The following is a 12,692-nucleotide window of genomic DNA, read 5'->3' as shown; positions in this document are numbered from 1 at the left end:
GGGAGCGGCCTGTGGAAAGCTGCCCGCCGTGATCTCGACCCTGCTCGTCGCCCACCCCTGGCTCACGCCGGCCGCGTTCGCTCTGCTCGTCCTGGTGGGCCCACGGCTCGGGCGGTGGCTGGCCGGGCGCCCCCGGGTCGCGTGGGCCCTGTGCGGCGTCTCGCTGCTGCCCGTCCTCGCACTGACGCTCGTCCCCGTCGACCGCGAGCTCTTCGAACGGTGCGCGGTCCAGTGGGCGTTCCCGACGTTCGGGCGGGTCGAGATGTTCGCCAACGTCGTGCTGTTCGTGCCCCCGGTCCTGCTCGCCGCGGTCGCGCTGCGCCGGCCCTGGGCGGCCTTCCTCGCCGGGTCCGCGGCATCCGCCCTCGTCGAGCTGGTGCAGGCGCTCGTGCCTGCCATCGGCAGGTCGTGCGACACCGGCGACTGGCTCTCCAACACCACCGGGGCCCTCGTGGGCGCCGCGCTCGCCTGGGTGGCGCTGCGCCTGGCCGTCAGGACTCGCGACGGTGCAGGACCTGCGCCGCAGCCTGGTCACGCGGCATCAGCAGGATCTGGTCGACGTTGACGTGCGACGGGCGGGTGGCCACCCACGCCACGGTCTCGGCGACGTCCTCGGCCGTAAGCGCCTCGACCCCCGCGTAGACGGCGTCGGCCTTGGCCTGGTCGCCCTTGAACCGCACGAGCGAGAAGTCGGTCTCCACCATGCCGGGGTCGATCTCGCTGACGCGCACCGGCTGGCCGAGCAGCTCCAGGCGCAGCACGCGGGTGAGCGCCGCCTCGGCGTGCTTGGCCGCGTTGTACCCGGCACCGCCCTTGTAGGGCTCACGGCCCGCGATGGAGCCGATCGTGATGACCTGCCCGTCGCCGGACGCCAGGAGGGCCGGCAGCAGCGCCTTGGTGACACGCACCGTGCCGAGCACGTTGATGTCGTACATGCGCTGCCAGTCGGCGAGGTCGGCCTGCGCCACGGGGTCCGCGCCGAGCGCGCCGCCCGCGTTGTTGACGAGCAGGTCGCAGCGCCCGAGCCGCTCGTCGACGGCCTTCGCGAACGCCTCGACCGACGCGTCCTGCGTGACGTCGAGCGGGATCGCCGTGCCACCCGTCTCGGCCGCGACCTGCTCCAGCCGGTCCAGGCGGCGGGCGCCGAGGACGACGTGGAACCCGGCGGCCGCGAGCGCCCGCGCGCTGGCCGCGCCGATCCCGCTGCTGGCTCCGGTGACGACCGCGACGGGCTGGGTGTGCGACATGCTGCCTCCTCAGGCTCCCCGCGCTCTCGCGGGTCGGTATGACGTGGGGGCGGGCCGGGGCCCGCGTGCCGACCCTAGTGCGGTCCACGACGCGCGCGGGGGTCAGGGGGCGCGCTCCGCGTGATGCCGGCGGTCGCGAGCAGGTCCTCGTGCAGCTCCATCCACACCCCGTGCACGGAGGCGGCGCCGACGCCCGCCACCCGCGCGCCGTCGCCGGCCCGCGCGGCGGCCAGCGCGTCGTCCAGCCGGGCGTCGTAACCGTCGAACCTGCGCAGCTCGGCCGCGAGCGCGGCGAGCAGCGGGTGGGCCGCGTGGACGACGGCGGCGAGCTCGTCGAGCACGTGGGCGTCCCACGCGGCGTCGGCGTGGTCGTTGACGTCGAGCCGGCCGGCGTCGGCGGGCCGCAGCTGCCAGTCCGTGCACGCCCGCAGCAGCCGGGCGTTGAGCGGCGCGAAGGCGTGGAGCACGTCGCCCACGACGGCGGCCGCGCGCCCGTCGGGGTCGCCGGCCAGCTCCGCGGCGAGCAGGCGCTCGTCCTCCGCGCGACCGCGCTCGGTGAGCGACCACCCGCCCGTGCCGCCGAACGCCGCCCACCTCACCTGGCCGAGGGCCTCCAGGTCGAGCAGCAGCTCCTGGACGACCTCGACGTCGAGCCCGTACCGCGCGGCGACGGCGTCCGGGTCCGCGGTGCCCCGCACTCGCACGGCGTGCAGCACGAGCAGCCCGGGCTCGGAAAGGCGGCTCACGCGCCGTCCCGTGGGGACGCCGAGCCCGACCGAGCGACGAGGCGGTCCAGGCGCTGCTGCACCGCCTGCGGCGAGCCGAGCCCGAGCGCGCCCGCCATCCGCCCCCAGGTGTGGCCCGCGGAGCGGGCGGAGAACAGCGCGGCGGTCTCGAGCTGTCCGGCCTCCGCGCGCGCGGCGGGCACCAGCGTGAGGGCGGCGAGCGCCCCCGCGGCGTCCTGGTCGGCGGTGAGGTCGCCGCGCGCCGAGCGCCACAGGTAGTACCGCACGAGGTCGGTGGCCGACGGCGGCACCGACGCGGGCTGCCACGGCCGCGGCGTCAGCTCGTCGGCGCCGAGTGCCAGCAGCGTGCGGCGGGCCTGGGTCTCGGCGTCGGCGGCGGCCTGGTCGTCCGGCTGTGCGTCGAACGGTGCGTCGAACGGCGCTGCGGCCTCGGGCTTGCGGTCCATCCCGCGACCGTGCACCATCAACACACCGTTGTCAACGTTCCATTGATGTCGGAACCTTCGTCCGTGGGCGTCACTCACGGACGCACCTTGGACGACGCGCAGGGACGGAGGTGGTGCGAGTGCTCCCGGTGGTTCCCCTGCACGCCACGACGGCGGCACACGGCGGCAAGGCGGCGACGCTGGGCCGCCTGCACCGGCTCGGGCTCCCCGTGCCGGACGGCTTCGTCGTGCCCGCCGAGGTCGCCGTCGAGCACCTGCCCGCGGCGGTCGGCACCGGGCTCGGTGAGCTGACGGGCACCGAGAGGGCCGACGCCGCGGTGGCCGTGCGCTCGTCCGCATCCGACGAGGACGGCGCGCGCACCTCCGCCGCGGGCCAGTACGAGACCACGCTCGGCGTCGTGGGGGTGGACGACGTCGTCGCGGCGGTCGTCGCCTGCCGCGCGTCGTCACACGGCGTGCGGGCCACCGCGTACCACGCCGCCATGTCGTACGACGCCGGCCGGCCCGCTGACGGCGCTCAGACCGGGGTGGAGGTCGCCGTCGTCGTGCAGCGCCTGGTCGACGCCCGCGTGGCCGGCGTGCTGTTCACCGCGGGCTTCGACGGCGGGCGCACGGTGATCGAGGCGTCGTGGGGTCTGGGCGAGAGTGTGGTGCAGGGGGCGGTCGACCCCGACCGGTGGACCGTCGTGGCGGGGCGCGTCGTCGACCACCGCACGGGGTCCAAGCGCACCCGCGTCGACCGTCCGCCCGCCGGGGCGGGCACCGTCGTCCGCGACGTCCGGCCCGCCGACAGGGACCGGCCCTGCCTGGAGGACGCCACCGTGCTCGCCGTCGCGGCGCTCGGCGAGCGGGTGGCGGACCTGCTCGGCGGCCCGCAGGACGTGGAGTGGGCGGTGGACGACGACGGCACCCTCTGGCTGCTCCAGGCCCGTCCCGTCACGGCCACCCTCCCCCCTGACCGCTGTGAGCGGGCGATGCGCCCTGTCCCGGGCGCCATACCGGGCCCATCGCCCGCTCACAGCGAGAGCCGGGACCGCCCGGGAGCGGTGCTGACGGGCGTGGCGGGCAGCAGCGGCTGGGCGACCGGCCCGGCCCGGGTGGTGCGCGGGCCCGACGACTTCGCCGCCGTCCGCCCCGGCGACGTGCTGGTGTGCCGCGAGACGGACCCCGCGTGGACGCCGCTGTTCGGCGTCGCCGCCGCCGTGGTCACCGAGACGGGCGGGCTGCTCTCCCACGCCGCCATCGTCGCGCGCGAGCTGCGGCTGCCCGCCGTGCTCGGCGTCCCGGGGGCGGTCCGTGCCCTCCACGGCGCGGGGACGGTCGACGTCGACGGCGACGCGGGCACCGTGACCCTCGAACCACCGGGCGCTAAGCCCTTCTGACCTGCGCGGACACGCCTTGGCGCTGCGGCAGCACCGTGGAACGATCCGGACATGACGACCACCGTCCCCGCACCGAGCCGACCCTCTGCTCGTGGCGGGGACCGGGCCGGCGGGGGCCGGCCGGCGGCGTGGGGCAGACGCGTCCTCGCCACTCTCCTCGACTCCGCCGTCGTGTCGTCCGCCACCTTCCTCGCCGTGGGCGGGGGCCCCGGCCTGGTCGTCGCTCCCGGCCTGCCGTTCGACGTCGGGGACGGCCGGGAGGCCGGGTGGGCGGGGGCTACGCTGCTGCTCCTGCTGGCCATCCAGGCGTACACGGGGATGACGCCGGGCAAGCGGGTCGTGGGCATCTCGGTCGTCGACGACGAGTCCGGACGCCCGGTCGGGCTGTGGCGCACGCTGGTGCGCTGGGTCGCGCACCTGCTCGACGCGCTCCTGCTGATCGGCTACCTGCGCCCGCTGTGGCACCGCGAGCGGCGCACGTTCGCCGACTCGATGCTCCACACCGTCGTGCGGTCCACGACGACGCCCAGGCCGCACTCCTGGGTGACGAACCTGCGCCGGTCTCGCGACGCGCGGGCGCCCCGGCTGCGCTGGCCGCGGTGGGTCGCTCGCTACGCCGCGATCTCGCTGTGCACGGTGGCCGTCGCCATGAGCCTCACGCAGGGTCAGGGCCGGGCGACCTGGGGCCCGGTGAAGTCCGTCCTGTGCACCGTCGAGCAGGACGGCGGTGCCGGCGAGCTCCGCGCCGAGCTCGTCGTCCGGCGGACGGACGCCTGGTACTCCCGGCTCGGCGTCCGCCGCGGCGGCGAGACGACGTGGGACGTCGGCGTCCGGTGGTCGCACTCCGACGAGGACCTGTCGCCCGGCGGCACCTGGTCCAGCTCGTCGTCCGTGCGGTTCACGGACCTGGAGAACGTGGGACCGGACGCGGAGAGCGGGTTCGCCGACGTCCGGGACGGCGGCGAGCCGCTGTTCACGACGCCCCCGGTCGGCACGCTCCTCGCCGAGGAGTCGGCCACCACCGACGACGACGTCACGAGCCGGATGCTCACGACGTCGCTCCGGGACGCAGGTGGCGACGACGCCCCGGCCCTCGCCACCTGCGCGGGCCCGGTGCCCGACCCGCGCGCGCCCTCGTCCGGCGCCCGCTGGCCCTTCTAGCGCCCCCCGGACCCGCTGTGAGCGGGCGTTTGGCCCCCTTGCCGATGCTCGACAGGGCCAAACGCCCGCTCACAACACCCGGGGCCGGGGCGGGTGCGGCTACTTGATCGCGCCCATCGACAGGCCGCGCACCAGCTGCTTCTGCGCGATCCAGCCCGCCAGGATCACCGGGAGCGACGCGAGCAGGGCCGCCGCGCACAGCCGCGCGAGGAACAGGCCCTCGCTCGTCATCGTCGAGACGATGAAGATCGGCACCGTCGCGGCCTGCGAGGCCGTCAGGTTGAGCGCGAAGAAGAACTCGTTCCACGCGAAGATCACGCAGATGAGAGCGGTGGCGGCGATGCCGGGCGCGACCATCGGGATCAGCACGGAACGCAGCGTCTTGAGCAGCCCCGCGCCGTCGACGGCCGCGGCCTCCAGCACCTCGGCCGGGATCTCCTGGAAGAACGACCGCATCATCCACACCGCGATGGGCAGGTTCATCGCCGTGTACAGCACGACGAGCGTCCAGATGTTGTCGAGCACCTTGAGCTGCCCGGCGATGACGTAGATCGGCACGATGACGGCCACGACGGGCAGCATCTTGGTGGAGATGAAGAAGAACAGCACGTCGCTGACCTTCTCCACCGGCCGGATCGACAGGGCGTACGCGGCGGGGATGCCGAGCAGCAGCACGAGGACCGTCGAGACGCCGGTGGCGATCGCGGAGTTCGCGACGTACGTCCCGGACTCGCCGACGACGGCGCGGAACTGGTCGAGCGTCGGGGTGAAGAACCAGGTGGGCGGGCTCGACGACGCCTCGTTCTCCTGCTTGAAGGCCGTCATCGCCATCCAGAGGACGGGGAAGAAGAACCCGAGCGACAGGATCCAGGTGAGCGTGGTCAGCAGGCCCCCGGTGACGCGCCCGCGCGCGGCGGGACGACGCGGTGCCCGAGCGCTCGAGCCGGCGGGCGTGCCCGTGGGAGGTGTGGTGGTTGCGGTGGCAGTGCTCATGACCTGCTCACTCCTTGACGTCGAAGCTGCGGAAGATGAGTCGCAGCGCGGCGGAGGCGACGATGATCGTGGCGATGACGACGACGACGCCCATCGCGGCGGCCTGCCCGACGTCGAAGCCGAGGAAGGCGCGCTGGTAGATGTAGAACGGCAGGTTCGCGCTCGCCGTCCCGGGACCGCCTGCGGTCATGAGGTAGATCTGGTCGAACGTGTTGACCACGTAGATGATCCCCAGCAGGACCCCCAGCTCGATGTACCGGCGCAGCTGCGGCAGCGTGATCGACCCGAAGGTGCGCCACCACCCGGCGCCGTCCATCGCGGCGGCCTCGAGCACATCCTTCGGCTGCGCCTGGAGCCCGGCCAGGACCAGCAGCATCATGAACGGCGTCCACTGCCACACGAGGGCCATGAGGATGGCGACGATCGGGTACGTCGACGTCCAGTCGACGGGGTCGATGCCGACCAGCCCGAGCGTCCAGTTGAACAACCCGTACGTGGGGTTCAGCATCGCCATCGACCACAGCACGGACGTGGCCACGGGCATGATGAGGAACGGCGTGATGAGGAGCGTCCGGGCCACCCCGCGGCCGCGGAACGGGCGGTCCAGCAGGATCGCCAGCACGATCCCCAGCAGCATCGCCACGAGCACGCAGCCCAGGGTGATGACCACGGAGTTCACAGCCGTCTGGCGGAACACGGAGTCGCGGGCGATGTCGCCGTAGTTCGCGAGCCCGACGAACACGTCGGACTCGGGGCGCAGCAGGTTCCGCGAGCGCAGCGAGTACCAGATCGTCACGAGGAACGGGATCTGCGTGACGACGATCGTGAAGACGAGCGCGGGCAGCAGCGGTGCCCGACGGCGCCAGCGCTCGGCGGGCGGGTAGTCGTGCTTGTCGGCGCGGCGGGCCGCGCGCTGCGCCTCGGCACGACGGGCGCTGCCGGCGTGCGCGGTGACGGCGGTCATCGCTCGGCTCCCTCTCGGTAGGTTTCGGCCACGGTCTCGGCGTACTGCTGGGACTGCTCGAGCGCCTCGTCCACCGTCTTCTGCCCGGCGACGGCGGCGGAGATCTGCTGGCCGACGCGGGTGCCGAGGTCCTGGAACTCGGGGATGCCCACGAACTGGATGCCCGGGTAGGGCACGGGCGCCACCATCGTGGCCTCCTGGGTGGCCTCGCTCATCGCGGTGAGGGTCGCGTCGGCGTACGCCTCGGAGACCTCGGCGTACTCGGGGATCTCGTAGGTGGACAGCCGGCTGCCGGGTGGCACCCGCTCCCAGGAGAGCTTCTCGCCCACGAGCTCGATGTAGTCCTTGTCGGTCATCCAGGAGACGAAGTCCCAGGCGGCGTCCTTGTGCTCGCTCGTCGACGGGATCGCCAGCGACCACGAGTACAGCCAGCCGGCGGCGTCCGTCTTCTCGACGGGCGCGGGGACGTAGCCCGTCTTGCCCGCGACGGTGGACGACGCCGGGTCCTCGATGGACGAGACCATCGACGTCGCGTCGTACCACATGGCCGCGTTGCCCTGCGCGAACCGGGTGAGGCAGTCGCCGAAGCCCGACGTCGCGGCGCCCGGTTGCCCGTACTGCTGCACGGTGTCGACGTACGTCTGCACCGCCTCCTTGACCTCGGGCGAGTCGAGCCGGGCGTTCCAGTCCTCGTCGAACCACTGCCCGCCGAACGTGTTCATCACGGTGGTGAGCGGGGCCATGACCTCGCCCCAGCCCGCCAGGCCGCGCAGGCAGATGCCCGAGAAGTCCTGCTCGGGGTCGTGCAGCTCGGCCGCGAGCTCCCGCACGTCGTCCCAGGTCGGCCGGTCGGGCATCTGGAGCCCGGCCTCGGCGAACAGGTCCTCGCGGTAGGCCAGGAACGACGACTCGCCGTAGAACGGCACGGAGTAGAGGTCGCCGTCGACCGAGAGCGCCTCGCGCACGCTGGGCACGAAGTCCTCGGGGTCGTACCCCGGCGTCGCCTCCGCGTACGGCTGCAGGTTCTCGATCCAGCCGTTCTCGGCCCACATCGGCGTCTCGTAGTTGGAGATCATCACGACGTCGAACTCGCCGCCGCCCGTGGCGACCGACGCGGTGATCTTCGCGCGGGCCTCGTTCTCGGGCAGGGACACGAACCGCACGTCGATGCCGGGGTGGGCGGCGCGGAACTCGTCCTGGAGGGAGATCGCGTCCTGCATCTGCGGGTTGGACACGATGGCGACGACGATCTGCTCGCCGTCTCCCCCGCCGACGGCGCCCGCTCCGGCGCAGGCGGTGACGCCCAGGCTCAGGAGCGCGGCCCCGGCCGCGGCGGCGAGCGAGCGGTGTGGTGTGCGGGGTCGGCGGGCGGGGCGGGCTGGTGCGCCGGGTGGTCGGAACATCGCTGTCCTCACGTGTGCTGGTGCGTCGAGCGTGCCGGGCCGCGCACAAATGAGAGGCGGCGCTGCGCTCATCTGTCACGACAGTAGTTCGATATGCTCACCTGAGCAAGACCATCCGCTCACGTGCCGCGGTATCGACGCTCGCCTCTGCCGCAGAATCGAGGAACCGTGTCCGATCCCGAGCACGCGCGGCTCCTCGTCGACGTGAGCCGCGACTACTACCTCGACGGATCGTCGAAGGTGGACATCGCGCAGCGCTACGGCGTGTCCCGGTTCCAGGTCGCCCGGTTGCTCGCGGAGGCCCGGGACTCCGGGATCGTGCGCATCGAGATCACCCCGCCCGCCCACCTGGACGGCGAACGGTCCCGGCGTCTCGCCGACGCCCTCGGCGCGGAGCAGGTGGTCGTCGTGCCGTCCGGCTCGGACGCGGAGGGCACCCGCACCTCCGTCGCGCACGCCCTCGCCCGCGTGCTCGCCGAGCGGGCGCCCGCCGGCACCACGATCGGCATCTCCTGGTCGCGCACGGTCGAGGCGGCCGTGCACCACCTCGGCACGCTGCCCCCGTGCGACGTCGTCCAGCTCGTCGGGGCGCTGCCCGTCAGCGGCGCCGGCGACTCGCTCGGGCTGACCCAGACCTTCCGCTCGATGTCGGGCGTGCGCACGTGGCCCGTATGGTCGCCGCTGCTCGTCGGTGACCCGTCCACCGCCGCCGGCATGCGCCGTCAGACCGAGATCGCCGCCGCCCTCGACCGTGCGGACAGCCTCGACCTGGCCGTCGTCGCCGTCGGCGCCTGGACCGACACCGGCTCCACCGTCTACCCGCAGGTCACCGGTGACGAGCGTCGCGCCGCGGCCGCCGGCGGGGCGATCGCCGAGTGCTCGGGGCGGCTGTTCGACGCCGCGGGGCGGCGCGTCGTCACGCCGCTCGACGCCCGCGTCGTCGGCGTGACCCTCGACCAGCTCGTGCGCACCCCCGAGGTCGTGGCCGTGGGCTACGGCGCCCAGGCCGGAGCCGGGCTGCGCGCCGCCGTGCTGGGCGGCGTCGCCACCGTCCTCGTGTGCGACGAGGCCGCCGCGCTCGAGATGGAGCACCTGCTCGAGGCGCCCTCGGCCTGAGCCTCGACGTGCGGAACACCGCGACCCGGCCGAACCTGGGGGTCACCAGGGAGGTACGCATGACCGAGACCGGCGAGCATCGCACCGAACCCGCCCCCGACGACCCGCGCAAGCCAGACTCCCCGCCCGACCTGCGCAAGCCGTCGTGGAAGCTGGCGTTCAAGGGGGCCGTCCGCGAGTTCATGGACGACCAGTGCACCGACCTGGCCGCCGCACTGACCTACTACGCCGTCCTGGCCGCGGCACCCGCCACGCTGGCGCTGGTGTCCCTGCTCGGCTTCGTCGGCGACCCCAAGGCGGCGATCGACTCGATCCTGACGACGCTCAGCGACTTCCTGCCGGAAGAGACGCTGGCGATCATCCAGCCCCTCGTCGAGCAGCTGGTGGGCTCGACGGGCGCCGGGCTCGCCCTCGTCGTCGGCCTCGTCATCGCCCTGTGGTCGGCCTCCGGCTACGTGAACGCGTTCGGGCGGGCCATGAACCGGGTGTACGAGGTCGAGGAGGGGCGCCCCATCTGGAAGCTGCGCCCGATCATGCTCCTCGTCACGCTCGTCGTCGTCCTCCTCGCGGCCCTCGTCGTCGCGAGCCTGGTGCTGTCCGGACCCGTGGCGCGCGCGGTCGGCTCGGCAGTGGGGCTGGGCGACGTCGCGATCACCGTGTGGAACATCGCGAAGTGGCCGTTCGCGCTGCTGCTCGTCGTCATCGTCGTCGCCCTGCTCTACCACCTGACGCCGAACGTGCGGCAGCCCAAGTTCCGCTGGATCAGCATCGGCGCCCTCGTGGCGATCGTCGTCTGGGCGATCGCGTCGGCCGCCTTCGGCTTCTACGTGGCGAACTTCGGCAACTACGGGTCCTACGGGCTCCTCGGCACCGTGATCGTGTTCCTGCTGTGGCTGTGGATCACCAACCTCGCGCTCCTGTTCGGAGCCGAGCTCGACGCCGAGCTGGAGCGCAGCCGCGAGCTGCAGGGCGGTATCGCCGCCGAGGAGTCCATCCAGCTCCCGCCACGCGACACGCGCGCCAGCGACAAGAAGGAAGCTAAGCGGCGCGACGCTATCGCTGAAGCGCGCGCGGTCCGCGAGTCCGCCGCCCGCGACGACGGTCCGCCGCGGTCATGAGGCCGCCCGCCGCGACCGCGACGCCCGTCATGACCAGCGCGATCACCGTGTAGAGCGTGATCCATGCCGGCGTGTAGCGCGTGACCTCGGGCCCCGTCCCGAAGAACGAGGCGAGAAGGCCGCAGACGAAGCTCACCGGGATCGTCGCCGCAATCGGTATGAGGAGCGTCCACCGGCCGACACGTGCCGACTCTGCTGGCTCGAGTCCGATGAGTACCAGGCGCCGGGTGTCACGGTGCACCTCGCGCGCGTGCTCGATCAGCTCGCGGAGGACGGCGGCGCCCAGGGTGAGGACCGATATCGCCCACACTGCGGCGATCCATCCCGCGATCACTCCCCAGGACATGCGGGTGCTCATAAGGTCGGCCGGGTTGAACCCGGGCAGTGGTGCGCCGGCGTGATGCACGCTCGCCGCGGACACGGAGTGGTCCGCCAACAGCAGGGCAGCACTGATCACCTGCGAGTCGCCGGATCCGCTCCCGCCCACGAGCCCAGAGGTCTCGACGATCTCAAGGTCGAGAGCCTCGCGGAACGTGTCGCGCACCTGGCTCGTCGGCGCCCCAGAGGAGTCGCACGGCGCGCCGCCCAGGAATCCGGCCAACGGCTCGAGCGTGGCGCAGTCGTCGAGCCCGACGGCTGGAACACGGTAGTCGTCAGCGGACGCCTCGTGACCCACGGGCAGGACGAGCACCGCGTCGTCGATGTCAGCCATCCGTTGCGTGAGCGTCATGAGATCGCCGTCACGGCCGTCCAACCAATCCACGGAGTAAGCAGCCGCCGCACCCGACGACGAGCTCGACCCCGAGGTCATCCCGCCCATCGGCCCCAGATACATGGACACGCTCGTCGCCCCGAGGAAGACGGAAAGGCCGAGAAGGGCCGCGACCCGGGCGGCCCGCTGAGGGTCGTGGACGATTCTCGCCGACGCCATCCACACGGCCGGGTCAGGCCTTCTCCCCCAGACCCGAGCCGCCTGCTGGGCGAACCAAGCCGCGGAGACCGGCAAGCCCAACGCGACGAACAGCACACCCACGACGAACAGGGCGGTGCCGTCGATCTTCAGCAGTGCCGTGCTCGCGACGGCCAAGGTGCCCAGGAGCACCGGCACGGCCCGCCAGCCGCTCACCCGACGCATCGGCCGCAGCCGTAGGGACGGCTCGAGCCTGCCCGCAGCACAGGCGAACGCGGCGGTCGCGACGACCAGGGCCGAGCCGTCGAGCAGGGCGAAGGGCTGCGCCTGCAGCGCCCCAGGCAGAAAATTTGTCCCCGTCAACGGAACGGTGGTGAACGTCGGCCCGATCAGCACGTGGACGAACGCTCCTGCCAGGGCGCCGACGCCTGCGAGGACGGCGCCCTCGAGCGCGAGAATCCCCCGCACCAAGGTGCGTGAGACCCCGAGAAGCAGGAGGAACTCCGAGCGCTCCGTCCGCACCTCGGACCTGGCCCTTGTGGACAGCACGAGCATCAGCAGCGCGGGGATGACGAAGAACGTGAGCACCAGCGTGGATGCCTCGGTGAGACGGAGCATCGGATAGTCGGCGAGGACGTCTTCATGATCCTCCATCGCCGCGACCTCGGTCGACGAGGGGAAGCGCACGACCGCGATCCCCTCACCCTCGAGGCTCCGACCCTCTTCGGGACGCACCCAGACGACAAGCTCGTCCTGAGTCCCGACACCCTCGGGTCCGATCGTCCCGTCGACACCCGTGCCGGCTCCGGACGACACGAGGCCGAGATCGGCGGCGTCGTAACCGAGCTGGACGAGGCCCGGGGACAGGACCGCTTCGCCTGGTTCCGGAAGTCGCGCAAGGCCCGGCGGCACGACATCGGGATCATCCTCGTGCCCCGGCAACGGCTCGATCCACCGGAGGAACACTTCCTGATCTTCGATGACGAACCCTCGCGGCGTCAGCGTCAGCAGGCTCTCGCCGATGTCGTCCGTCGGCGAGATCGGCATCCGCGCAGAGAGCTTCGCCTCGACCTCTGCGGACGCCGCCACGACCACAACACCGAGGACGAGGACGAACGCAGCGAGCGCCGCTGACCCGATGATGCTCACCTGACGCCACCGCTGACGAGCATCACGGCTCAGAGCGAGCCTCAGGGCGAGCCTGAC

13 protein-coding genes are annotated in these 12,692 nt (G+C 72.8%); 6 read left to right on the top strand and 7 right to left on the bottom strand.

Annotated features, from left to right (window positions below):
• Positions 1-28 precede the first annotated feature (28 nt).
• Complete coding sequence (locus LEP48_RS18840) at positions 29-565, top strand: VanZ family protein (protein ID WP_225565990.1); 537 nt, start codon at positions 29-31, stop codon at positions 563-565.
• On the opposite strand, the gene LEP48_RS12825 is transcribed toward LEP48_RS18840, so the two are convergent.
• The 3 genes from LEP48_RS12825 to LEP48_RS12815 all read right to left on the bottom strand — a co-directional run bounded on the left by LEP48_RS12825 (position 492) and on the right by LEP48_RS12815 (position 2,439).
• Entirely contained in the window at positions 492-1,247 is a 756-nt protein-coding gene (locus LEP48_RS12825; RefSeq protein WP_225565989.1) for an SDR family NAD(P)-dependent oxidoreductase, read from the bottom strand. The genes LEP48_RS18840 and LEP48_RS12825 overlap by 74 nt on opposite strands.
• 74 nt (positions 1,248-1,321) lie before the next feature.
• Positions 1,322-1,993 (bottom strand): transcriptional regulator, encoded by a 672-nt coding sequence (locus LEP48_RS12820; protein WP_225565988.1) that lies wholly within the window; start codon positions 1,991-1,993, stop codon positions 1,322-1,324.
• Positions 1,990-2,439: a DNA-binding protein gene (locus LEP48_RS12815; RefSeq protein WP_225565987.1), complete on the bottom strand. Its 450-nt coding sequence runs from the start codon at positions 2,437-2,439 to the stop codon at positions 1,990-1,992. The genes LEP48_RS12820 and LEP48_RS12815 overlap by 4 nt, the downstream gene beginning before the upstream one ends.
• 113 nt (positions 2,440-2,552) lie before the next feature.
• Here LEP48_RS12815 and LEP48_RS12810 point away from each other — a divergent pair, with 113 nt between their 5' ends.
• Entirely contained in the window at positions 2,553-3,821 is a 1,269-nt protein-coding gene (locus LEP48_RS12810) for a PEP/pyruvate-binding domain-containing protein (protein ID WP_225565986.1), read from the top strand.
• A 51-nt stretch (positions 3,822-3,872) separates the two neighbouring features.
• Positions 3,873-4,982 carry an RDD family protein gene (locus LEP48_RS12805; protein ID WP_225565985.1) on the top strand — a complete coding sequence of 370 codons (1,110 nt, stop codon included), beginning with the start codon at positions 3,873-3,875 and terminating at the stop codon, positions 4,980-4,982.
• Positions 4,983-5,081: 99 nt separating this feature from the next.
• Here LEP48_RS12805 and LEP48_RS12800 read toward each other — a convergent pair whose 3' ends face one another.
• Genes LEP48_RS12800 through LEP48_RS12790 form a run of 3 tightly spaced genes read right to left on the bottom strand, consistent with a single transcriptional unit; the run spans position 5,082 to position 8,342 of the window.
• Positions 5,082-5,975, bottom strand: coding sequence for a carbohydrate ABC transporter permease (locus tag LEP48_RS12800; protein ID WP_225565984.1), 894 nt, complete (start codon positions 5,973-5,975; stop codon positions 5,082-5,084).
• A gap of 7 nt (positions 5,976-5,982) precedes the next feature.
• On the bottom strand, positions 5,983-6,939 hold the full coding sequence (locus tag LEP48_RS12795) for a carbohydrate ABC transporter permease (protein WP_225565983.1): 957 nt from the start codon (positions 6,937-6,939) through the stop codon (positions 5,983-5,985).
• Positions 6,936-8,342 carry an ABC transporter substrate-binding protein gene (locus LEP48_RS12790; protein WP_225565982.1) on the bottom strand — a complete coding sequence of 469 codons (1,407 nt, stop codon included), beginning with the start codon at positions 8,340-8,342 and terminating at the stop codon, positions 6,936-6,938. The genes LEP48_RS12795 and LEP48_RS12790 overlap by 4 nt, the downstream gene beginning before the upstream one ends.
• A gap of 168 nt (positions 8,343-8,510) precedes the next feature.
• Here LEP48_RS12790 and LEP48_RS12785 point away from each other — a divergent pair, with 168 nt between their 5' ends.
• Together LEP48_RS12785 and LEP48_RS12780 are read left to right on the top strand one after the other, a co-directional pair.
• Positions 8,511-9,458: a sugar-binding transcriptional regulator gene (locus LEP48_RS12785; RefSeq protein ID WP_225565981.1), complete on the top strand. Its 948-nt coding sequence runs from the start codon at positions 8,511-8,513 to the stop codon at positions 9,456-9,458.
• Between the two features lie 59 nt (positions 9,459-9,517).
• Positions 9,518-10,576 carry a YihY/virulence factor BrkB family protein gene (locus LEP48_RS12780; RefSeq protein ID WP_225565980.1) on the top strand — a complete coding sequence of 353 codons (1,059 nt, stop codon included), beginning with the start codon at positions 9,518-9,520 and terminating at the stop codon, positions 10,574-10,576.
• Here LEP48_RS12780 and LEP48_RS12775 read toward each other — a convergent pair.
• Positions 10,512-12,140 (bottom strand): ABC transporter permease family protein, encoded by a 1,629-nt coding sequence (locus LEP48_RS12775; RefSeq protein ID WP_225565979.1) that lies wholly within the window; start codon positions 12,138-12,140, stop codon positions 10,512-10,514. The genes LEP48_RS12780 and LEP48_RS12775 overlap by 65 nt on opposite strands.
• On the opposite strand from LEP48_RS12775, the gene LEP48_RS12770 reads away from it, so the two are divergent.
• Positions 12,129-12,620 carry a hypothetical protein gene (locus LEP48_RS12770; protein ID WP_225565978.1) on the top strand — a complete coding sequence of 164 codons (492 nt, stop codon included), beginning with the start codon at positions 12,129-12,131 and terminating at the stop codon, positions 12,618-12,620. The two genes, LEP48_RS12775 and LEP48_RS12770, sit on opposite strands and share 12 nt — an antisense overlap.
• Positions 12,621-12,692 lie beyond the last annotated feature (72 nt).

This window comes from Isoptericola luteus, assembly GCF_020297055.1.
Taxonomy (GTDB): domain Bacteria; phylum Actinomycetota; class Actinomycetes; order Actinomycetales; family Cellulomonadaceae; genus Isoptericola; species Isoptericola luteus.
The sequence above is the reverse complement of the archived record's forward strand: the minus strand, read 5'-3'. Positions and strand labels throughout refer to the sequence as shown.